This is a genomic window from Methylotenera sp. (genome assembly GCF_029945705.1).
Lineage (GTDB): Bacteria > Pseudomonadota > Gammaproteobacteria > Burkholderiales > Methylophilaceae > Methylotenera.
Window position 1 is genome coordinate 20029 of sequence record NZ_JAQSDC010000045.1, and the last position, 19576, is coordinate 39604.

Sequence of the window (19576 nt, forward strand, 5' to 3'; positions counted from 1 at the left end):
AATGAGACAAGATCATTAAAACAGGCTGGGTGTATCAATCACATAAACAAAATTGAACTTTTGAGGTATTTGCATGAACCCAAGAATTGAGTTGGTTGTAATAAAAACCTTAAAATACTGTCATTCCCGTTTTCACCGGAGTGACGAATGATTGATAGTTTTATTAAAATAACGTGTTAAGCCGATTCGAGCAAAGCACTCACTTAATTTAAGTTGCGGTAAGTCTGTAGCCTATGCCAGCTTCGGTCAATATGTAGCGTGGCGTAGCCGGAGTTTTTTCTAAACGGGCACGTAATCTCCCCATATGGATACGCAAGTAATGGGTGTCATCGACATACTCAGCGCCCCAAACGTCAGTCAGTAATTGGCGATGTGTAAATACTTTCCCTGGTTTTGTCACTAATATGAAAAGCAATTTAAACTCGATTGGGGTTAAATGCACAGGCTGTTCATTTAATAACACGGTGGAATTGATGGTATCAATAGTTAACTCACCTACGTGATATACATCATCTCGCAATGACATCATTGCCGTGCGTTTGAGTGCTACTTTAACTCTGGCAAGCAGCTCATTCACGCCAAAAGGCTTGGCTAAGTAATCATCAGCACCATCGTTAAAACAATCTACTTTTTCTTGCTCAGCTTGGCGCGCAGAGAGTACAAGTATTGGAATATCTGAATTCAAGCGAACGTATGAAATTAACTCCCTACCATCGCCATCAGGCAGATTTAAATCCAATATCAACAATGCAGGTTTGTTTGCACTCAACAAACGCTTACCTTCAGCAATGGTGTGCGCACATAGGGTGTGGTAGCCATTAGCCTTTAAGCTAGATTGTAGAAATTGACTGATCTGCAAGTCATCTTCAATCACTAGAATATGGTTATTGGACATCAACAACACCTTCTTCTGGCGCGATAAAGCTTAAGGTGGCGCATGCACCACCGCCATCTCTATTGCTGAGGATGAAATTTGCGCCGTGTGATTTAGCGATTGCTTGCACAATAGAAAGCCCTAAACCAAAACCTTTAGCTTTAGTTGTCGTGAATTTTTTAATAGATAATAAATCTGTTTCTTCAGCAAAGCCTTTACCCCGATCTTTTACGCTAATGTTCAGCATTTTATCTACTTGACTGATTTCAATCAGTATCGGCCCATCACCTTCATAAGCTTGCTTTGCGTTATCAATTAAATTAACTAGCGCTTGAGTTAATAGGTTGGCATTACCTTTGATTAACAGTTCAGATTCACTCATGTTGACCTCAATACTGAGTGGTTCACCACGGTTTTTATACAACTCGCAGACGATGCCAACAAGCTCTTCAGGCGATTGCCAATCCATAGGAATAGGTTCAGCCGAATGAGATTCTAGGCGAATAAGCGAGAGTATATTTTCGGTAGTATTCGCTAAGTATCGGCTTTGAGAAGCAATTAGTGAGGTTAATTGTGCTGATTGCTCTGTATTCAAATTAGATTGTTGTAAGGTGGTCGCAGCACCTAATATTGAGGTGAGGGGTGTGCGCATATCGTGCGAAATTGATGCCAATAAGGCATTCTGAATTGCTTCTTCTTGAATTGCTAACTCTGCAAGCTGTGCTTTTTCACTATTGATGAGACGTTGATAAGCTTGCGAAATTTGATCTACACAAGATTTAATAGCTGAGTAGGTTTCGATACCTTCCTCATTATCGACTTTATCGACGACTAAAATAGGATCAACGCTTGGTAAGCGGCTGAAAGGTAGCAACCACTGTTTTGATTGAGTGATAGATTCAGTCCAGTAGTCAGTGTAAGGGCTAATGGGTTTGCCACTTTCTGAAACCCAATTCAATAATCGCATATCTGGCGCTGTTATTACATCCGATTGAATACTCAAGCTATAGCTGTATTTTGACTCTATTGAGTTTGCTAGCTGCGGTATGGCGATAGCGAATGGTTTATTGAATTCTTTTTGCAGTAATGTGCAAGTATCTAACAACAGATTATCAATATTGTTTGCGAGTGCTAACCGCTCGGCAAGGGTTCTGGCAAATTCTGCACGTTGAGCATTGATAAGTGCTTGTTGTGATTGAAACTTTAGCTGCTTAACCAGCGATGTAATGACGGTGGAAACGATAAGAAAGCTAACTAGACTTGTCCATGATTGTGCATGTGCAACTTCAAAGGTATAGCGTGGCTCTGTGAAAAAGTAATTAATAGCTAAAAAAGCCAGAAAGGCCGTGCTTAATGCGACAAAGAACTCACAAAAATAAGCAGCTGTGACGACTACCAGCAAATTTAACAGGGTTACCCCAGTAATGCCTAAAGAAGCGAAAAAGTTGTAATTAAAGGCAGTCACTATTGCCAATAAAACAAGCATACCCAATAACTGTAAACCCTGTTTTTGCATTTTTAGGCTCCTAATTCATACAATAAATCAGAGTTTACGGTTTATGTGTATCAATCGCATAAACATGCATGCGTAAGCGTGTTGCTTTAAATGTCCTCATCCTCATTGACTTCTGAAGCCGCATCATCCACAACATTCGGTTCAAAAGCCTGCATCATTTCACTGCGGCTTAATGGCGTTTCTAAACTAATTCTGCCAATCGCGCCGCTGCGGTAATCGGTTAAGAATGCAACTGCAGTTTTTTCCATATCCCATAAACCATCGTGGCGTTTATATGAGCGACGTTTGGCGATGGCTTCGAGTAAATCTACACCGTCCATTTTCAGCACATCTAAAAATCCACCTTCATGTTTCATGGTATCTAGTTTGTAGCGTGCATTGATCAGCGCGGGGTAAGTTTTAAGTAAGTTGTTGGCTAGGAAAGTTGCAACATCTTCATCAATCACCGCGTTACGACCAATTGCATGGCTGGCGGCAAGCATGTAGCCGTCGCTTTCATATTGAATTTTTGGCCACATCATGCCGGGCGTGTCGGTAATGCTCATAGTTTCACTAATGTCAAAGCGTTGCTGGCTTTTAGTCACTGCTGGTTCGTCGCCCACCTTAGCGACACGACGGTTAAGCAGGGCGTTCATCAGCGTTGATTTACCCACGTTAGGAATGCCCATAATCATCATGCGCAATGGCTTTAAGTGTGTGCCACGGTGCGGCGTAAGTGCCAAACAATGCTTTAGAATTTTATTGGCTTCGCCTGCTTTTTTGCACGAAAGTGCAACCGCTTTTGTATTGGGTTGGCGGTTAAAGTAATTTAACCAAGCTTCGGTGGCTTTGGGGTCTGCTAAGTCAGATTTATTGAGTATTTTTAAGTTAGGGCGCTGGCGAAACAAACGCATTTCGTTAATCACGGGATTATGGCTCGCCTCAGGCACGCGCGCATCTAGCACCTCAATCACAATGTCCATAAATTCCATTGTTTCTTCGGCTTTTTTGCGTGCTTGGGTCATGTGCCCCGGATACCATTGAATTGCCATTTAATACCTCAAAATTAAAAATGTTGTCACAATACTTCGTTACTCAATAATTTTGGTCGCTTGCATATAACCCATATGCGGCGCATCCAAAATAATTTCGCGCCTCGTCTTGTTTAAACATTTTTAATTTTCGAGGCATTAAACAATGAGATTTTTCTGCATTTTAACATTGAGTACTACAAATCAAGTTTTTATCTGAGTTTATCTTTAGTTTAGTGTTTATGGCTTAAAATACACACATGCAAATACCTGAAATAAAACCTAACCAATCCATCGAGCTACTTAAAGCGTTGCACATCTTGACGCGTGACGGGAAGCTTAACCAAGACAGTCGCCGTAAGCTCAAGCAGGTTTATCATTTGGTGAATTTTATTGAGCCATTGTTTAATGAGGTGTTAGCAAAAAATCCTAATCCAACCATGGTTGACCATGGCGCAGGTAAATCGTATCTGGGTTTTATTTTGTATGATTTATTGCTTAAACAGCATGACGCAGGGCAGGTGGTGGGTATTGAAACTCGTGCTGAGTTGGTTGAAAAATCACGCCAACTAGCCGCAGATTTGCATTTTGAGCGTATGGGTTTTCAGCATTTAAGTGTGGAAGAGTCTATTACTTCTAACACTTTGCCAGACACAGTAGATATTGTCACAGCGCTACATGCTTGTAATACCGCTACAGATGATGCGATTCAATTTGGTTTAAAGAAAAAAGCCAAATACATGGTGCTAGTGCCATGTTGTCAGGCAGAAGTGGCGGAAGTGTTACGCCAGCACAAGAATGAAAGTTTTGGCAAAACGCCTTTAAGTGAGATCTGGCGTCATCCAATTCATACACGCGAATTTGGTAGCCAAATAACCAATGTGCTGCGTTGTTTACAGCTAGAAGCCGCTGGCTATCAACTTACTGTGACTGAGCTAGTGGGTTGGGAGCACTCTATGAAAAACGAACTGATTATTGCCAAATACACTGGACAGCCACGCAAGAATGCGCAGGAGCGATTGAGCGCTATACTAAAAGAACTTAATTTAGAAGCATTAACAGATAGGTTTCTAAATTAGTTTATATCTTCTTTTATATTTTTAGCGTGAGATAAATACGCACCCAACATCGCGTAGGGTATTGTTGTTAAAAGTAGTTTAAAAACATGGCTAAGTTGCATAAATGGTAAATTAAATTTCTGGGCTGTAAGCATAGAAAGCCCAATAGTTGCTGATACTCCAAGAATTGCTACCGCCACCGCATATAAATATTCATCTTGCTTTGCTACTCGCCCAGCAACATAGCCACCTAGCAATGAAAATGCTGCATTAATTAGAAAGTTAGAGATTAAAAAATAGCCGTTAATCCAATTTATTCCTGCGCTTAAACTTGTGAAAATTACAGGTACGAGTGATACCGCTAAATAGTTATTGGCCATTGAGACTATGCCTGCCACAAATGGACCAGCTAAGAAGCCAAGAAATATAGACTTGAAGTTTATACTGATCATATTAATGCCTATTTGCCCCAACGTAACGCTGCCGTATGCACTGGGCTGTCCCAATGTTTAGTTATTTCATCATCCAACAAGCATAGCGTAATTGATGCGCCAGCCATATCAAGCGCGGTGGTGTAATTACCGACTAAAGAGTGTGAAATTTCAATGTTGTGCAAATTGAATAACTTGGCGGCAGTGTTGTAGATGAGGTAAAGCTCCATCAATGGTGTAGCGCCAAAGCCATTAACCAGCAATAAAGCTTCATGCTTGTGGTTAGGGTGTAAGTTTCTTGATTTAAAGTCTGTGATGATAGCTTCGACGCAGTCACCAATAATTTCATCTGCTGGGCGCATGGTTTCACGTCTGCGACCTGGTTCACCGTGTATGCCAACGCCCATCTCGATCTCAGACTCGCTAATATCAAAAGTAGGGCGTCCAGCCGCTGGCACTGTGCAGCTGGTAAGCGCCACACCAATACTAGCGGTGCGATTGTTAACCTTATCGCCAAGTGCCTTGCAAGCTTGTAAGGCAGCGCCCGTTTCTGCCAAACTGCCTATACATTTTTCTACAATCACCGTGCCTGCCACACCACGACGCCCAGTGGTGTAAGTGCTGTTCACTACAGCGCAATCGTCACTGGTGAGTACAGTAGCATTTTCAAAAGGCAACATTTCAGCTGCCATTTCGAAGTTCATCACATCGCCTGCGTAGTTTTTAACAATAAACAATACGCCTTTATCGGCATGCACTGCTTCAGCTGCCATAAGCATTTGGTCGGGTGTGGGAGAAGTAAAAACATGGCCTGGGCAAGCGGCGTCTAACATTCCATAACCAATGTAGCCAGCATGGAGCGGCTCGTGGCCAGAGCCGCCACCAGAGATAATAGCGACTTTGTTTGTTGCTTTGTCAGCGCGCGTTAGAAAATTGGGTTCGAGGTGAAGTTCTACTAAGTCGCTATGCGCTTTGGCGAAACCAGAAAGGCTTTCAACTAAAATATGGTCAACATTATTAATAAATTTTTTCATGTGACTTTCCCTTTTTTATTTTTCTAATATTAACTTACAAACAGCTTCTATCATTAGCTGGCAACTCTTTGCGCCTGGGTCTATATGCCCTATGGCACGTTCACCCAAGCCGGCTGCACGGCCTTTAGTGGCAATTAAGTTTTTGGTTGAGAGCATGCCTTGTTCGGCGGTGTGGATGAGCGTTGCGCATATCAACTTAACATTGCAGTTTTGTGTGGCTAACAGTACAAATTGATTTGAAACTGGAATCAGTACATCTAGCATGGTTTTTTCACTAATGCCCGCTTTGCCGCGTTGAATAATAGCTTGTACACCGCCAGCAAAAGCTGCGGCTATTTTTAAGTTTGATTCATCGCCATTTTCTTTAAGTACTTTAGCCATGCTCATGAAAAAACTAGCCAGTAATGGCCCAGAAGCCCCGCCAATAGTGCTGAGTAGCTTCATGCCGATTTTATTTAAGGCTTCATCAGGTTTTAGTGACGCTAAGTCGGTTTGCATTTCAGCCACAGTGGTCGCACCACGTTTCATGTTGATATAGTGGTCACCATCTCCAATTTCACGATCTAGCGATTCCAATGTACTTTCATTGGCTAAAATTGTTTGTTGAATCGCTAGTGCTGCTTCTATGATGAATTCGGTTTTCATATTTAGTTTGTATCAGTGGTTTGTATCAATAGTTTAGTGATTAACACTATATGGTGATTGAATTAAAGTTGTTAAACTCTACACATGTTAACTTGCCATGACAACACGACTCACTAAACTCTAATTGATTACTATTGATGAGCTTAAAATTCCGCCTAAATTTATTGATTACGCTACTATCCCTCGCCTTTATTTTGGTGGTGGGTACAATTTTAGTCAATGACACTCGAATTTCTATACGCGAACGCGTAGAAGCGGCAAGTCGCGTTACGGTGCAGTTGCTTGATACTGTCATTATTAGTTCGGCGCTTAATCCTGAGTACGGGCCAACGCATAAAGTGTTGCAGAGCTTTTTGCAATCGTTAGGTTATGTGCGCAGTAGCCACATTATGCTTTACGATATTCGAGGCAATGTGCTTTACGAATCGCCAGAATCTACTTTTAAAAGTCATGTTCACCCGCCTGAATGGTTTGTTAAATTGGTGGCGCCTAAAACTGAAACTGTAGAACGCAAAATTCGCTATGGTACTTTAGTGGTTTCATCAAGCGCGGCAGGTTCTATTCGTGAAGCTTGGGCGGGTTTTAGTCAGTTGATGTGGGTAGGTTTGATTTTTTTCGTACTGCTCAATGTCTTGGTTTATGCATTGTTAAGCCATTCTCTTAGACCAGTAAACCGTATATTGGCCTCAATTAATCGCATGGAAAAAGGTGACTTAACTACACGTTTACCTACTTTCACATTGCCTGAGTTTGATCGCATTGGTCATAGCCTCAATCGAATGGCGGAATCACTCGCTGCCGAGCGCCAGTTAGAAGAAAATCGCCAATTAACCCAGCTTATTCAAAGTCATATCGAGGATGAACGCCGTAGTTTAGCCAGAGAGTTACATGATGAGCTAGGTCAATATGTGACGGCGATTAAGACTTTTGCGGTTGCCATTGTTAATAAAACCAAAGAAAAATCACCTGATATTTCAAGCAATGCGCAAGTGATTGTGTCTGCCGCTAATCAGATTTACGATGGCATGCATAATATCGTACGCAAGCTTCGCCCCGGCGCGCTGGATAACCTCGGGCTATCTGAAACGCTGAAAGATGCTGTGCAATATTGGCAAAACCTTCATCCAGAAATGAAGATTAATCTAAGTTTGGAAGGTAATCTGGATAAGCTTGGTGAAACGCTGAATATTAATATTTATCGCATCGTACAAGAGGGTATTAATAATGCACTTAAACATGCGCAGGCAAGCATCATTGATATTAAATTGGCAGTGTTGGCCGATGTCAGTAATACTGAGGCGGCTAACATCGCGCTTACAATTAAAGATAATGGAGTTGGCATGAATATAGAAATGGTTGACCAAACCCAACACTTTGGTTTGTTAGGCATGCGCGAGCGAGTGCAGGGTTTTCACGGTAGGTTTAGCATTACTTCTGAACCGAATCAAGGAACAACCCTCTACATTAATATACCGCAAGTGTTGTCGGAACAGGCTTAGGCATTTGAAACTAAGTATTAGAAATATAAATAATGGATAAAATATGAGCTTAATCAATGTAATGTTAGTCGATGATCACGCAGTAGTGCGCATGGGGTTTAAGATGCTGCTAGAGTCAGACTCTGATATTAAAGTCATTGCCGAAGCTGAAAGCGGCGAGCAAGCTATACAACGTTTTGTTGAATTTAAGCCACATGTAGTTGTGATGGATATTACGATGCCAGGTATTGGCGGCTTAGAGGCAATTGAACGGATTTTGGCTAAAGATAGCTCTGCCAAGATTTTGGTATTGTCCGCACATGAAGATTCTGTGCATCCTAAACGCGTATTAAATGCTGGGGCGATGGGCTATTTAACTAAACGCAGTGCAGCCGAAGAGATGATTAAAGCCATTCGCGTAGTTTCCACAGGTAAAAAGTACTTAGAAGCAAGTGTTGCGCAACAAATGGCGATACAACAATTGTCGGGCGACCAAAACCCTGTTGATGTATTGTCACCGCGCGAGTTTGAAGTATTTATGGCCTTAGCCAAAGGTAAAACCACTAATGAAATTGCCGAAACTTTGTTTTTAAGTCCACGGACTGTCGGCACACATCTTTATAATATCAAACAAAAGCTTAATGCAAATAATTCGGCTGAAATCGCGCTGATCGCTATGCGCAGTGGTTTGCTGGATGCTTAGAATAAAATAGCTTAAGTAAATAAAATAGCTTAAATCCGCAGCCTAATTCTTTAGGCTATTTGGCTTAATTCACTGCGTAACGCGCCACACTCAATTGCCCAACTGTAGATAACTCAACAAGCGCCTTAGAGCCGCTGTGTAACTTACCTATTTCCGCTGGTATCAAAAACGTAATCACTTCTTGTTTGCTCAGCTTAGTGCTGCTAGTAGCACCAATGGCAATTTGGCTTTGTTGCCATTCATTTTCTGGGGGCAGTTCGGCTGAGCCTTGTTTCTTCGCTGTTTCAAGAATATGTTGCTTTTCATCGCCTATCAGCAAGCTCCACACCTCAACTTGCACTAATTTAGCTTCTTGTATTAATTGAACGGGCTTTTCTTCGTCAAAGGATGCTTGAGGTAAAGGCTCAATCTGAGGTTTAACTTCTTCGAAGCTGGCATTAATAAATGCAATGTCGTACTTATCTGGCGTTGTGCCTTGAATTGGCATTTTTTGAGCGGCAAGCTTTTGTTTTTCTTCATTAGCATCTAGTGCTGCTGCTGTAGCGCTATCAGCACCATGCATTAGCATGGATCGCACAAGTTGCTGTGCAACAGTGCCGCCCAAACAGCCGCAAAGCGTTGAAACTAACAATGCTAATGTTAGCCATCTAGCTAATGCCAACCATCTAATCATACTTTGATGTGCCATAAGACGCATGTGTTGTTAACGTGGGAGGGTTAGATTACTGCTGAATAGTGAGATTGTCCAGTTAAATAAAAGGCTAACTTATTGTTTTAATTGTTTGTTAGGCTGTTTTCTCTGCTTGATTTAAAGCCGTTTGATTAGATGTTTGAGTGGTGCGCACGCTAATCACGCCGCTGAGTATAATCAGTGCGATTGCAATCCATGCATCTAAGCTTAAATGCTCATTCCACCACAGCACGCCGAATAAACTTGCTAGCACCACTGTGACATAAGCCAAGCTTGCTACAACGAGCGTATTGCCTGTTCGGTAAGCACGTGTCATAGCTAGTTGTGCAATTGTTGCAGAAAATCCTAATCCAAGTAGAACAGGTAAATCTTGCCATTCAATTGTATGAAAGTAATCAAAAAACATCCATAAACCAGCGCCTATCGTTGAAATAAGCGTGAAATAGAAAACAGTCCGCCAATCAGGCTCATTGGCTTTGCCTAGTTGTTTGACGTGTATGTAAGCGAATGCCGCACCTATGCCTGAAAGTAAACCTATGCCGCCAGCTAACCAATCTGCACTGGTAAAATTAGGTTTAAGCAGCAGACTCACCCCAATAAAGCCAATGATGAGGCCAATAAATAATGACTTTTTAGGTTTCTCATGTAATAAAAGCGGTGTAAATATGGCCAAAAACAAAGGCGATGTATAGTTGAGTGTAATGGCCGTAGCAAGAGGCAAATGTGCAATCGCATAGAAAAATAATACAAGTGAAACAAAGCCAACCACAGCGCGTGACATTTGCTTAAACATGACAGGGGTAGCTAAAGGTAGTTTATTAGCTGCGATATAAAGCCAAATGACGATTAAACCGAATACAGAGCGATAAAATACCAACTCACTGCTGCTGAATTTTTGTGCGCCGACTTTCACCAAAGCCCCCATGATGGCAAAGCCCAGCGCAGCGACTAGCATCCATAAACTACCTAGGTTAGGTAAGGTGAAACGGCTTAAATTTGATTTGGACATGGAGTCTGACTTGGAGCCAGAATTGGGTTCAGATTTGGCTTTTATTTTTTTATGTTTTATTTTCATGTGAAGTGGCGTTATATGGGTATGTTGAAGTTAGCTAGACTTGCCAATTAAAGGGTTTTCAGATAATCTCACATATAATGTTTAATTAAAAAGTTAGATAGTAAATAATTAGAATTCTTGGATTATATTAATGCGGTTTGGGTAATATTTTTGCCACATGAAAATCCATTAGACTCAGTTTGTAACGGTGGCATTTGCCGCCGTTTTCTTTTTGAAATGTTAAGTCAGGTTTAATAAGCGATATGTCAGATCATTTAATGAATACTTATTCACGTCAGCCAGTCACCTTTACTAAAGGTGATGGCGTGTGGTTATACGATGATAAAGGCGATAAGTATTTGGACGCGCTGGCTGGGGTTGCAGTCAATGGCTTGGGTCATGCGCATCCTAAATTGGTGAAGGCGATTAGTGAACAAGCGGCCAAGCTCATTCATGTATCGAATATTTATAACATTGCTGAGCAAGAAGCATTAGCTGACAAGCTGTGTGAAATTTCAGGCATGGATAAAGTGTTTTTCTGCAACTCTGGTTGTGAAGCCAACGAAGCCAGCATTAAGTTAGCCAGACTTTATGGCCATAACAAAGGGATTGTTAACCCTGAAATTATTGTTATGGATAAGTCATTCCATGGCCGTACCATGGCAACACTTTCTGCGACGGGTAATCGCAAAGTGCAAGCAGGTTTTGAGCCGCTGGTGAGTGGGTTCGTTCGTGTGCCTTATGATGATATTGAGGCAGTTAAGCAAGTCGCTTCTCGCAACTCTAATGTTGTTGCGGTATTAGTTGAGCCAGTGCAAGGCGAGGGCGGCATTAATATTCCTAAAGATGCGAGCGGCTATTTAGAAGAGTTGCGTGCAATTTGCGATGCTCATGGTTGGCTATTGATGTTAGATGAAGTGCAAACAGGTATTGCTCGCACTGGCACTTGGTTTGCGTTCCAGCATACTACTATCAAGCCAGATGTGATGAGCCTTGCAAAAGGCCTAGGTTCAGGTGTTCCGATTGGTGCTTGTGTCGCCAGTGGTAAAGCAGCAGAAGTGTTTACTTATGGTAAACATGGTTCAACTTTTGGCGGCAACCCATTAGCAACTGCAGCAGGTCTAGCCACTTTGAATATTATCGAAGAAGAGGGTTTGCGTGAGAATGCAGAAAAAATCGGCAATCTGATTCGTGAAGGTTTTAATGCGGAATTTAGCGAGACTAAAGGTGTCGTTGTTGTGCGTAATGCTGGCATGATGATAGGCATCGAGCTAGACAGACCATGTGGCGATTTGGTGAAAATGGCACTTGCAGAAAAAATGCTCATCAATGTAACGGCTGATAAAGTGGTGCGTTTGTTACCGCCATTAGTCATGAATGAATCTGAAGCGAATGAGTTGGTGAAAAGGTTATCTACCATCATTAAGGCCTTTTTAAACAGTTAGCAGTACAATAGAATTTAAAGCAAAAACCACTGTGGTAAACCATTATGGCAATAAAACATTTTTTACAATTCAATGACTTAAATCGTGATGAGCTCGAGTATGTTTTCGAACGCGCTCACGTGATTAAAAAGCAGTTCAAAACTTATCAGCAATATTGGCCTTTGCAAGACCGTACATTAGTGATGATTTTTGAGAAAGCCAGCACGCGTACGCGCCTATCTTTTGAAGCTGGTATGCATCAACTAGGCGGTTCTGCGATTTATCTCAATACACGCGATTCGCAATTAGGCCGCGGTGAGCCAGTGGAAGATGCTGCGCAGGTGATTTCGCGCATGAGTGACATCGTGATGATTCGTACTTTTGAGCAAGAAATTATCGAACGTTTTGCTGCTAATTCTCGCGTTCCAGTGATTAACGGTTTAACCAATGAATATCACCCATGTCAAATTTTGGCAGATATTTTCACTTTTATTGAACATCGTGGTTCTATTCAAGGTAAAACAGTTGCTTGGATTGGTGACAGCAATAATGTGTGTAATACCTGGTTACAGGCTGCAGAAGTACTGGATTTCAATGTACACGTTTCTACGCCACCAGGTTACGAGGTTGAGGCTGAACGCGCTAACCTGTATGGAAACGATCATTACGAAGAGTTTGCAGATCCAATGGAGGCTGCAAAAGGTGCAGATCTAGTGACCACGGATGTGTGGACTAGCATGGGTTTTGAAGCTGAGAATGAAGAGCGTTTACGTGACTTTGCCGATTGGCAAGTCGATGGCGACATGATGCGTGTTGCAGCAAAAGATGCCTTATTTATGCATTGTTTACCAGCGCATCGCGGTGAAGAGGTTGCTGCTGATGTGATCGATGGTGCGCAGTCAGTGGTTTGGGATGAAGCGGAGAATCGCCTGCATGTGCAAAAAGCATTGATGGAATATTTGTTATTAGGTCGAGTAAGCATTTAGATGGATAAAAAGGAGAATATCCTTTCAAGCCATATACTGCCTGTATCAGCCACTATGATTGGCGTTTGTATGACAGTAATTTCTGTTATACAGCTAGCGCCTAAAAAAGCTATTTCGTCTTGGGCAGATAATTTACTAGCCATTGATAGCCTGTTTTTTCTCACCAGCATGATGTTGTCATATTGGTCAATTAGGCATAAGGATAAGCTAGTAAAAGCAGAGCTTTATGCTGACAGGTTTTTTATATTTGGTATGGTAATGATGGTGAGTGTTGGCTTTTTAATAGCGTTTGAATTATTTACGGATTAAGGATTAGAAGTAATGAGTAAAGTAAACAAAGTTGTACTAGCCTATTCAGGTGGTTTGGACACTTCGGTAATTTTGAAATGGCTGCAAGATGAGTACCAATGTGAAGTTGTTACATTTACCGCTGATTTAGGTCAGGGCGAAGAGCTAGAACCTGCACGAGCAAAAGCTAAGGCAGCGGGCGTAAAAGAAATCTATATTGATGATGTACGCGAAGAGTTCGTGCGTGATTTCGTGTTTCCAATGTTCCGCGCTAATACCGTATATGAAGGCGAATATCTATTAGGTACGTCAATTGCCCGTCCTTTAATTGCAAAACGACTCATTGAAATTGCTCGTGAAACCAATGCTGATGCTATTTCACATGGTGCAACAGGTAAAGGCAATGACCAAGTACGTTTTGAACTAGGTGCTTATGCGCTTAACCCAAACATTCAAATTATCGCTCCTTGGCGTGAGTGGGATTTACTTAGCCGTGAAAAGCTCATGGCATATGCCGAAAAACATGGCATTCCTGTCGATATGAAGCATAAACAGGGCGGCAGTCCATACAGTATGGATGCTAACTTGCTACATATTTCATACGAAGGTCGTCATTTAGAAAACCCAGCGGCAGAAGCTGAAGAGTCAATGTGGCGCTGGAGTGTTAGCCCAGAAAAGGCGCCAGATGCAGCCGAATACTTAGACATTGAATACGTGAATGGCGACCCTGTCAGTTTGAATGGTCAAGCAATGAAGTCGCATGAGCTTTTGGCGCATCTAAATACCATTGGCGGCAAACACGGTATTGGCCGTTTAGATTTAGTGGAAAATCGTTACGTGGGCATGAAATCACGTGGTTGTTACGAAACACCAGGCGGCACCATCATGCTTAAAGCCCATCGTGCGATTGAAAGCATTACCTTAGACCGTGAAGTGGCGCACTTAAAAGATGATTTAATGCCGCGTTACGCCAGCATGATTTACAACGGCTACTGGTGGAGTCCAGAGCGTGTTGCGCTGCAAACCCTGATTGACCATACACAAAGCACTGTGAATGGTTGGGTGCGCGTTAAACTTTATAAAGGTAATGTGATTGTTGTTGGGCGTGATAGTAAAACTAACTCATTATTTGACTCTACCATTGCTACTTTTGAGGATGACAAAGGCGCATACGATCAAAAAGATGCAGGCGGCTTTATTAAGCTGAATGCATTAAGGTTGCGAATTGCGGCCAATTTGAAAAATAGGCAATAAGTGAAAGGGGCAGAATCTGCCCCTTTTTTTATGTCATTAATTTTTGTAAAAGCCATTTTCAGATAGCTAGCTTTACAAATAATCTTAATAAAAGAGCCTGATTTTTATCAGGCTCTTTTTATTTGTGCAATTGTTACTCATGCAGAGTATTGTTAGATTCTTCATTATTTAGTTTTAATTGAACTTGTTTAAGCTTTCGTATAAGGGTGATTAGAGGTTGTAGATTTAAATGGTTTTTACCTGTTTATTCCAAAGATACGATTTATTAACAATCTTCATAATAGAAGATGTAAGCAACTCAATTCATTTGCTTAACTAGATATGATGAAATTTGGGCGTATTGTAGTTTTAGCTCAATTGAGGGAAGTAGATGGCAATGCTTTTTGCAATGCCAAATTTGAGCAGTAATAATTTTATATTCAGGAGAATAAAAATGGCTGTAATTGACCGTGTTTTAATTGGTGAAGCGTTAGTGATTGAAAATCGTCCAGATGGTATTGGTTTAGATCTTAAAAATGTAGCACATATTGATTTGATTATTGGCCCTCGTGGCAGTCCAGCAGAAGACGCTTTTTGTCGCACATTAACCGACCAAAAAGAAGGTGTAAATGGTTTGCTAGCGATTGTTGCGCCTAACTTAATGGTGAAACCAAACACTGTGATGTTTAACAAAGTAACCTTAAGAAACACTAAACAGTCTTTACAAATGTTTGGCCCCGCACAGCGTGGTATTTCAATGGCAGTGATGGATTGCGTGGCTGACGGTACTATTCCAGTAGAAGAAGCAGATGACGTATTTATCTGTATTGGTGTATTTATTGACCAATCAGCAGACATGGACGATCGTATTCAAGATTGGAACTATGAGGCGACTAAAATGGCAATTAAGAATGCCATCAACCGCGAACCAAAAGCTGCTGAGTTATTAAAAATTTATCAAGACACAGCACATCCATTTGCTGCAAAAAGTAAAGAAGAGCGCAACAGAAGAGCGGCTGATGCTTTAAGTGCACGTGCCATTGAACAAATGAAAAATCGTAATCCAAATATTGCAAAAGAGCCAGAGTTCGATCCTTCTGACATTGCATTAAGTGAGATGCGTGGTCGCAAGTCATCTACATAGAGTAGACGTAATTTAGCCATTGATAAGCCTGCTCAATGTATGGCAAGTGACTTGCTTGCCATACACGGGGTTAGGTTTGCTCTAAATTTAACGAAAGTTTGTGATGCTAAAAGAAAAATCAACTAAAGAAGTGCAGAATGATCGCGAGTTTGACTTTACTAACAATGATTTTAGTCGAGTTCGTAAACTCATCTATCAGCATGCTGGCATCTCACTTTCAGAAGCTAAGTCAGACATGGTGTATAGTCGAATTGGTCGTAGATTGCGCACAGTTGGTTTTGATTCATTTAAAACATATCTAGATAGCCTTGAAAATGAAAACAGCCCAGAAGAGTGGGAAGCTTTCACTAATGCACTCACAACAAACCTCACTTCATTTTTCCGTGAAGAACATCACTTTCCTATTCTTGCCGAACATCTAGTTAGCCTTAAAAAACCTATTCGAATTTGGTGCTCTGCCGCTTCAACAGGTGAAGAGCCCTATACCATTGCGATGACAGCATGCGAGGCGTTTGGCACGATGAAGCCGCCAGTAGAAATCATTGCTACAGATATTGATACCAATGTGCTTGCCACCGCTTCACGTGGCGTTTATCCGTATGAGCGAGTAAGCAAACTGTCGGATGGGCGTCGTAAACAGTTTTTCCAAAAAGGCACGGGCGCGCATGAAGGTTCAGTCCGCGTAAGGAATGAGTTGCGTAGCTTGATTACTTTCGAGCAGTTGAATTTGCTTGATGATCAATGGAGTTTAGGTGAACCATTTGATGCTATTTTTTGCAGAAATGTGATGATTTATTTTGATAAACCGACTCAAACCAAAATTTTGAGTCATTTTGTACCTTTAATGAAGCCGCATGCGATCTTGTTCGCAGGGCATTCTGAGAACTTCCTGTACGTGTCTAACGATTTCCATTTGCGCGGAAAAACTGTGTATGAATTAAACGATGGCAAAACGATTAAACGTACTTCAAATCTGGTAAAAGAAAGAATTGTATGAGTATGCTACAAGAAGAAATTTCTACCACACTCTATTTCGACCGCACATTTGACTGTAACGCAGCAAAAATATCCCCTGGTGAATATTACTATACCGACAAAGATATGGTGATTGTCACGGTATTAGGTTCTTGTGTCTCGGCCTGCATACGCGACAGCATTACTGGTATTGGCGGGATGAATCACTTTATGCTGCCTGATAGCGCTGCGGCCGATAAAGATAGCCCAGTGTCAGAATCTATGCGATATGGTACCTATGCCATGGAGGTGCTGATTAACCAATTATTACGAAATGGTGCTCGCCGCGAGAACCTGGAAGCCAAGATTTTTGGCGGCGGTAATGTACTAAAAAGCTTTACCACCATGAACGTTGGCGACCGCAACGCCATCTTTGTACGCAAATTTTTAAAAGAAGAGCGTATTCGAGTGACTAGCGAGGACTTGCTAGATATTTACCCCAGAAAAGTTTATTACTTTCCAAAAACTGGCCGAGTGTTAGTCAAAAAACTTAAAAATATGCACAACGATACATTAGTCCAACGTGAAGAGGCTTACGCAAGCAAACTTAAAGTGGCAGATGTAGGTGGTGAAATTGATTTGTTTTGATGACTCACTCATTAATGAGTAATTAATATAAGAAGAACTTCTAAAATCAAGAAGAGAAAATAAAATGAAAATACGAGTACTGGTGATTGATGATTCCGCATTAATTCGCAGCCTGTTAACTGAGATTATCAATAGTCAAGCTGATATGGAGGTGGTTGGCGCTGCGCCTGACCCAATTATTGCGCGTGAAATGATTAAACAGTTAAATCCAGATGTGCTGACTTTGGATGTCGAAATGCCAAAGATGGATGGCTTAGACTTTTTAGAAAAGTTGATGCGTCTGCGCCCAATGCCTGTAGTCATGGTTTCAACATTAACTGAGCGTGGTTCTGAAATTACCATGCGTGCACTTGAGCTTGGCGCAATAGATTTTGTGACTAAGCCTAAAATGTCTATTTCAGAGGGCATGCGCGAATATACGGATATTATTGCTGATAAGATTCGTGCGGCCTCGCAAGCAAGAATTGCGACATTACAGCGACATGTCACAACTCAAAGTAGTAGTGCTGCACCAACGCCATTGCGTAATCCATTAATCAGTAGTGAGAAGTTATTAATCATAGGTGCCTCTACAGGCGGAACAGAAGCAATTAAATCGTTCTTGTTGCAAATGCCCTCAGACTGCCCTGGTATTTTAATTACACAGCACATGCCTGCAGGCTTCACCAAATCATTCGCAAATCGCCTAGATTCTCTATGCCAGATTTCCGTCAAGGAAGCCGCAGGAGGTGAGCGTATATTGCCTGGTCACGCTTATATTGCCCCTGGCGATAGGCACTTATTGTTGGCTAGAAGTGGTGCTAACTATGTCACTCAGTTGAGTGATGAGGCACCAGTCAATCGACACAAACCATCAGTCGATGTGTTATTTGCATCCGCTGCAGAATATGCAGGTAAGAATGTGATCGGCGTGATTTTAACTGGCATGGGCAAAGATGGTGCGGTTGGTATGGCTAAAATGCGAGAGGCGGGCGCTTACAACTTTGCTCAAAATGAAGAAAGCTGCGTAGTCTACGGCATGCCTAAAGAGGCTGTTGCACATGGTGGGGTAGATGAGGTGGCACATTTGAATGATTTACCTAAGTTAGTGTTGAACTACCTAATGGCTAATAGCTCTCGCGCTTTGCGTGTGTAATGTGAGTAAGTGTGATCATGGAAATATGTAGCTAGGAAAAGCGTCGCTTTTGTGTCGCTAATCTCGAATAAAGCTTGAGATGAAGTAAGTAATAATGAATAAAGAAAGAATCAGAATAAGTCATTTAATGTATTTGAGGCTGATTTCGAATTCTATGAACGACTATTTTTTATGGAGTAATGCATGGCCAACCTAAATACAAAATTTCTTGTCGTGGATGATTTTTCAACCATGCGCAGGATCGTCAGAAATTTATTAAAAGAGCTTGGTTACACCAATGTAGATGAGGCTGAAGACGGTGCAATAGGGCTTAGTAAGCTTAAGGGTGGTGGATTCGAGTTTGTAGTGTCAGATTGGAATATGCCAAATATGGATGGCTTAACTATGCTTCAAAATATTAGAGCTGACCCTGAGCTGAAGCATTTGCCAGTGTTAATGGTGACGGCTGAAGCTAAAAAGGAAAACATTATTGCCGCTGCGCAAGCCGGTGCGAATGGTTATGTAGTTAAACCATTTACAGCTGCAACTTTGGACGAGAAGTTATCTAAAATATTTGAGAAGCTTGAAAAAGCAGGGGCTTAGTGATGAATAGCGAGTCTTTACAACAGCAAGCAACACAGCTTGAACCCATGCCAGTAGCTAACCAAGGTGACGAGATGCTAAATCGTATTGGTCATGTAACTAGGTTGCTGCATGACAGTTTGCAAGGTTTGGGTTTAGATAAAATTCTTGAACAAGTTGCGCAAGATATTCCAGATGCGCGTGATCGTTTAGCTTATGTATCACGTATGACCGAGCAGGCTGCAGAGCGTGTTCTAAATGCCACTGATTTAGCTACGCCGCTGCAAACTGAGCTAGCCAATGGAGCGTCCGCCTTAGAGATAAGCTGGAAAGAAGTGTTAGAAAAGCCTTCATTAAAAAGAGAATATAACCAGATCGCCGATGAAACTTTAGAGTTCTTAACGTTGACTGTTAAAAATACGACTGAAACCAAAGCCTTGTTAATGGATATTATGATGGCTCAGGATTTTCAGGATTTGACAGGTCAGGTTATCAAGAAAATTACAGGCTTGGCTCAAGACTTAGAAAGACAATTAGTACAAGTACTAGTAGACTTTTCCCCAGCAACGGCTAAAAAAGAGAAAGAGAATGACGATAAAGCCACATTAATGAATGGCCCACAGATTGACGCGACTGCCGTAGATGTTGTGGCAAGCCAGGAGCAAGTGGATGATTTGTTAGATAGTTTAGGGTTTTAATCGCAAAGATT

The 19576-nt window shown here is 41.6% G+C and carries 21 protein-coding genes; 13 read left to right on the forward strand and 8 right to left on the reverse strand.

From position 1 onward, the window contains the following. Positions 1 to 208: 208 nt before the first annotated feature. From PSU78_RS09570 to ylqF, 3 genes are all read right to left on the reverse strand, one after another. Complete coding sequence (locus PSU78_RS09570) at positions 209 to 895, reverse strand: winged helix-turn-helix domain-containing protein (RefSeq protein WP_300387420.1); 687 nt, start codon at positions 893 to 895, stop codon at positions 209 to 211. Beyond that, positions 885 to 2390 carry a DUF4118 domain-containing protein gene (locus PSU78_RS09575; RefSeq protein ID WP_300387422.1) on the reverse strand — a complete coding sequence of 502 codons (1506 nt, stop codon included), beginning with the start codon at positions 2388 to 2390 and terminating at the stop codon, positions 885 to 887. Before PSU78_RS09575 ends, PSU78_RS09570 begins: the two co-directional genes overlap by 11 nt. An 86-nt stretch (positions 2391 to 2476) precedes the next feature. Beyond that, on the reverse strand, positions 2477 to 3421 hold the full coding sequence (ylqF, locus tag PSU78_RS09580; protein ID WP_300387424.1) for a ribosome biogenesis GTPase YlqF: 945 nt from the start codon (positions 3419 to 3421) through the stop codon (positions 2477 to 2479). 239 nt (positions 3422 to 3660) lie between these two features. On the opposite strand from ylqF, the gene PSU78_RS09585 reads away from it, so the two are divergent. Beyond that, positions 3661 to 4479, forward strand: coding sequence for an SAM-dependent methyltransferase (locus tag PSU78_RS09585; RefSeq protein WP_300387426.1), 819 nt, complete (start codon positions 3661 to 3663; stop codon positions 4477 to 4479). Here the strand turns inward: PSU78_RS09585 and PSU78_RS09590 are convergent. Genes PSU78_RS09590 through dhaL form a run of 3 tightly spaced genes read right to left on the reverse strand, consistent with a single transcriptional unit; the run spans position 4476 to position 6568 of the window. After that, positions 4476 to 4931 carry a hypothetical protein gene (locus PSU78_RS09590; protein WP_300387428.1) on the reverse strand — a complete coding sequence of 152 codons (456 nt, stop codon included), beginning with the start codon at positions 4929 to 4931 and terminating at the stop codon, positions 4476 to 4478. The genes PSU78_RS09585 and PSU78_RS09590 overlap by 4 nt on opposite strands. After that, positions 4919 to 5923: a dihydroxyacetone kinase subunit DhaK gene (gene dhaK / locus PSU78_RS09595; protein WP_300387430.1), complete on the reverse strand. Its 1005-nt coding sequence runs from the start codon at positions 5921 to 5923 to the stop codon at positions 4919 to 4921. Before dhaK ends, PSU78_RS09590 begins: the two co-directional genes overlap by 13 nt. 15 nt (positions 5924 to 5938) lie before the next feature. Next, positions 5939 to 6568, reverse strand: coding sequence for a dihydroxyacetone kinase subunit DhaL (dhaL, locus tag PSU78_RS09600; protein ID WP_300387431.1), 630 nt, complete (start codon positions 6566 to 6568; stop codon positions 5939 to 5941). Positions 6569 to 6705: 137 nt separating this feature from the next. Between dhaL and PSU78_RS09605 the strand changes: the two genes are divergently transcribed. Continuing rightward, entirely contained in the window at positions 6706 to 8067 is a 1362-nt protein-coding gene (locus PSU78_RS09605; protein ID WP_300387433.1) for an ATP-binding protein, read from the forward strand. A 43-nt stretch (positions 8068 to 8110) separates the two neighbouring features. Next, positions 8111 to 8749, forward strand: coding sequence for a response regulator transcription factor (locus PSU78_RS09610; protein ID WP_300387435.1), 639 nt, complete (start codon positions 8111 to 8113; stop codon positions 8747 to 8749). 64 nt (positions 8750 to 8813) lie between these two features. Here PSU78_RS09610 and PSU78_RS09615 read toward each other — a convergent pair whose 3' ends face one another. Together PSU78_RS09615 and PSU78_RS09620 are read right to left on the reverse strand one after the other, a co-directional pair. Then, positions 8814 to 9437, reverse strand: a complete 624-nt coding sequence (locus tag PSU78_RS09615; protein WP_300387436.1) for a hypothetical protein — start codon at positions 9435 to 9437, stop codon at positions 8814 to 8816. A 97-nt stretch (positions 9438 to 9534) separates the two neighbouring features. Next, the gene (locus PSU78_RS09620; protein WP_300387578.1) at positions 9535 to 10449 is read right to left on the reverse strand and encodes a DMT family transporter; all 915 of its coding nucleotides are present in this window, start codon (positions 10447 to 10449) and stop codon (positions 9535 to 9537) included. A 308-nt stretch (positions 10450 to 10757) separates the two neighbouring features. Here PSU78_RS09620 and PSU78_RS09625 point away from each other — a divergent pair, with 308 nt between their 5' ends. The 10 genes from PSU78_RS09625 to cheZ all read left to right on the forward strand — a co-directional run bounded on the left by PSU78_RS09625 (position 10758) and on the right by cheZ (position 19565). After that, a complete protein-coding gene (locus tag PSU78_RS09625) occupies positions 10758 to 11939 on the forward strand; it encodes an aspartate aminotransferase family protein (protein ID WP_300387438.1) in 1182 nt (393 codons plus the stop codon). Between the two features lie 44 nt (positions 11940 to 11983). Beyond that, complete coding sequence (argF, locus tag PSU78_RS09630; protein WP_300387440.1) at positions 11984 to 12904, forward strand: ornithine carbamoyltransferase; 921 nt, start codon at positions 11984 to 11986, stop codon at positions 12902 to 12904. 69 nt (positions 12905 to 12973) lie between these two features. Next, positions 12974 to 13213 carry a hypothetical protein gene (locus PSU78_RS09635; RefSeq protein WP_300387442.1) on the forward strand — a complete coding sequence of 80 codons (240 nt, stop codon included), beginning with the start codon at positions 12974 to 12976 and terminating at the stop codon, positions 13211 to 13213. 12 nt (positions 13214 to 13225) lie between these two features. Continuing rightward, positions 13226 to 14446: an argininosuccinate synthase gene (locus PSU78_RS09640; RefSeq protein WP_300387444.1), complete on the forward strand. Its 1221-nt coding sequence runs from the start codon at positions 13226 to 13228 to the stop codon at positions 14444 to 14446. A gap of 433 nt (positions 14447 to 14879) precedes the next feature. Further along, on the forward strand, positions 14880 to 15569 hold the full coding sequence (gene fae, locus PSU78_RS09645; RefSeq protein WP_300387445.1) for a formaldehyde-activating enzyme: 690 nt from the start codon (positions 14880 to 14882) through the stop codon (positions 15567 to 15569). 103 nt (positions 15570 to 15672) lie between these two features. Next, complete coding sequence (locus PSU78_RS09650; protein WP_300387447.1) at positions 15673 to 16566, forward strand: CheR family methyltransferase; 894 nt, start codon at positions 15673 to 15675, stop codon at positions 16564 to 16566. Then, complete coding sequence (gene cheD / locus PSU78_RS09655; protein WP_300387449.1) at positions 16563 to 17171, forward strand: chemoreceptor glutamine deamidase CheD; 609 nt, start codon at positions 16563 to 16565, stop codon at positions 17169 to 17171. The genes PSU78_RS09650 and cheD overlap by 4 nt, the downstream gene beginning before the upstream one ends. 64 nt (positions 17172 to 17235) lie before the next feature. Continuing rightward, complete coding sequence (locus PSU78_RS09660; RefSeq protein ID WP_300387451.1) at positions 17236 to 18306, forward strand: chemotaxis response regulator protein-glutamate methylesterase; 1071 nt, start codon at positions 17236 to 17238, stop codon at positions 18304 to 18306. A 183-nt stretch (positions 18307 to 18489) separates the two neighbouring features. Then, complete coding sequence (cheY, locus tag PSU78_RS09665; protein WP_300387452.1) at positions 18490 to 18888, forward strand: chemotaxis response regulator CheY; 399 nt, start codon at positions 18490 to 18492, stop codon at positions 18886 to 18888. Between the two features lie 2 nt (positions 18889 to 18890). Then, positions 18891 to 19565, forward strand: a complete 675-nt coding sequence (cheZ, locus tag PSU78_RS09670; protein WP_300387454.1) for a protein phosphatase CheZ — start codon at positions 18891 to 18893, stop codon at positions 19563 to 19565. Positions 19566 to 19576: the final 11 nt, after the last annotated feature.

What these genes read in the sequence shown, in the direction of transcription:
- ylqF (WP_300387424.1), bottom strand. Translation starts at nt 3,421, where the DNA reads ATGGCAATTCAATGGTATCCGGGGCACATGACCCAAGCACGCAAAAAA.
- argF (WP_300387440.1), top strand. Translation starts at nt 11,984, where the DNA reads ATGGCAATAAAACATTTTTTACAATTCAATGACTTAAATCGTGATGAG.
- fae (WP_300387445.1), top strand. Translation starts at nt 14,880, where the DNA reads ATGGCTGTAATTGACCGTGTTTTAATTGGTGAAGCGTTAGTGATTGAA.
- dhaK (WP_300387430.1), bottom strand. Translation starts at nt 5,923, where the DNA reads ATGAAAAAATTTATTAATAATGTTGACCATATTTTAGTTGAAAGCCTT.
- PSU78_RS09620 (WP_300387578.1), bottom strand. Translation starts at nt 10,449, where the DNA reads ATGTCCAAATCAAATTTAAGCCGTTTCACCTTACCTAACCTAGGTAGT.
- PSU78_RS09610 (WP_300387435.1), top strand. Translation starts at nt 8,111, where the DNA reads ATGAGCTTAATCAATGTAATGTTAGTCGATGATCACGCAGTAGTGCGC.
- PSU78_RS09635 (WP_300387442.1), top strand. Translation starts at nt 12,974, where the DNA reads ATGACAGTAATTTCTGTTATACAGCTAGCGCCTAAAAAAGCTATTTCG.
- dhaL (WP_300387431.1), bottom strand. Translation starts at nt 6,568, where the DNA reads ATGAAAACCGAATTCATCATAGAAGCAGCACTAGCGATTCAACAAACA.
- PSU78_RS09605 (WP_300387433.1), top strand. Translation starts at nt 6,706, where the DNA reads ATGAGCTTAAAATTCCGCCTAAATTTATTGATTACGCTACTATCCCTC.
- cheD (WP_300387449.1), top strand. Translation starts at nt 16,563, where the DNA reads ATGAGTATGCTACAAGAAGAAATTTCTACCACACTCTATTTCGACCGC.
- PSU78_RS09625 (WP_300387438.1), top strand. Translation starts at nt 10,758, where the DNA reads ATGTCAGATCATTTAATGAATACTTATTCACGTCAGCCAGTCACCTTT.
- PSU78_RS09640 (WP_300387444.1), top strand. Translation starts at nt 13,226, where the DNA reads ATGAGTAAAGTAAACAAAGTTGTACTAGCCTATTCAGGTGGTTTGGAC.
- PSU78_RS09575 (WP_300387422.1), bottom strand. Translation starts at nt 2,390, where the DNA reads ATGCAAAAACAGGGTTTACAGTTATTGGGTATGCTTGTTTTATTGGCA.
- PSU78_RS09650 (WP_300387447.1), top strand. Translation starts at nt 15,673, where the DNA reads ATGCTAAAAGAAAAATCAACTAAAGAAGTGCAGAATGATCGCGAGTTT.
- PSU78_RS09570 (WP_300387420.1), bottom strand. Translation starts at nt 895, where the DNA reads ATGTCCAATAACCATATTCTAGTGATTGAAGATGACTTGCAGATCAGT.
- cheZ (WP_300387454.1), top strand. Translation starts at nt 18,891, where the DNA reads ATGAATAGCGAGTCTTTACAACAGCAAGCAACACAGCTTGAACCCATG.
- PSU78_RS09585 (WP_300387426.1), top strand. Translation starts at nt 3,661, where the DNA reads ATGCAAATACCTGAAATAAAACCTAACCAATCCATCGAGCTACTTAAA.
- PSU78_RS09615 (WP_300387436.1), bottom strand. Translation starts at nt 9,437, where the DNA reads ATGGCACATCAAAGTATGATTAGATGGTTGGCATTAGCTAGATGGCTA.
- PSU78_RS09660 (WP_300387451.1), top strand. Translation starts at nt 17,236, where the DNA reads ATGAAAATACGAGTACTGGTGATTGATGATTCCGCATTAATTCGCAGC.
- cheY (WP_300387452.1), top strand. Translation starts at nt 18,490, where the DNA reads ATGGCCAACCTAAATACAAAATTTCTTGTCGTGGATGATTTTTCAACC.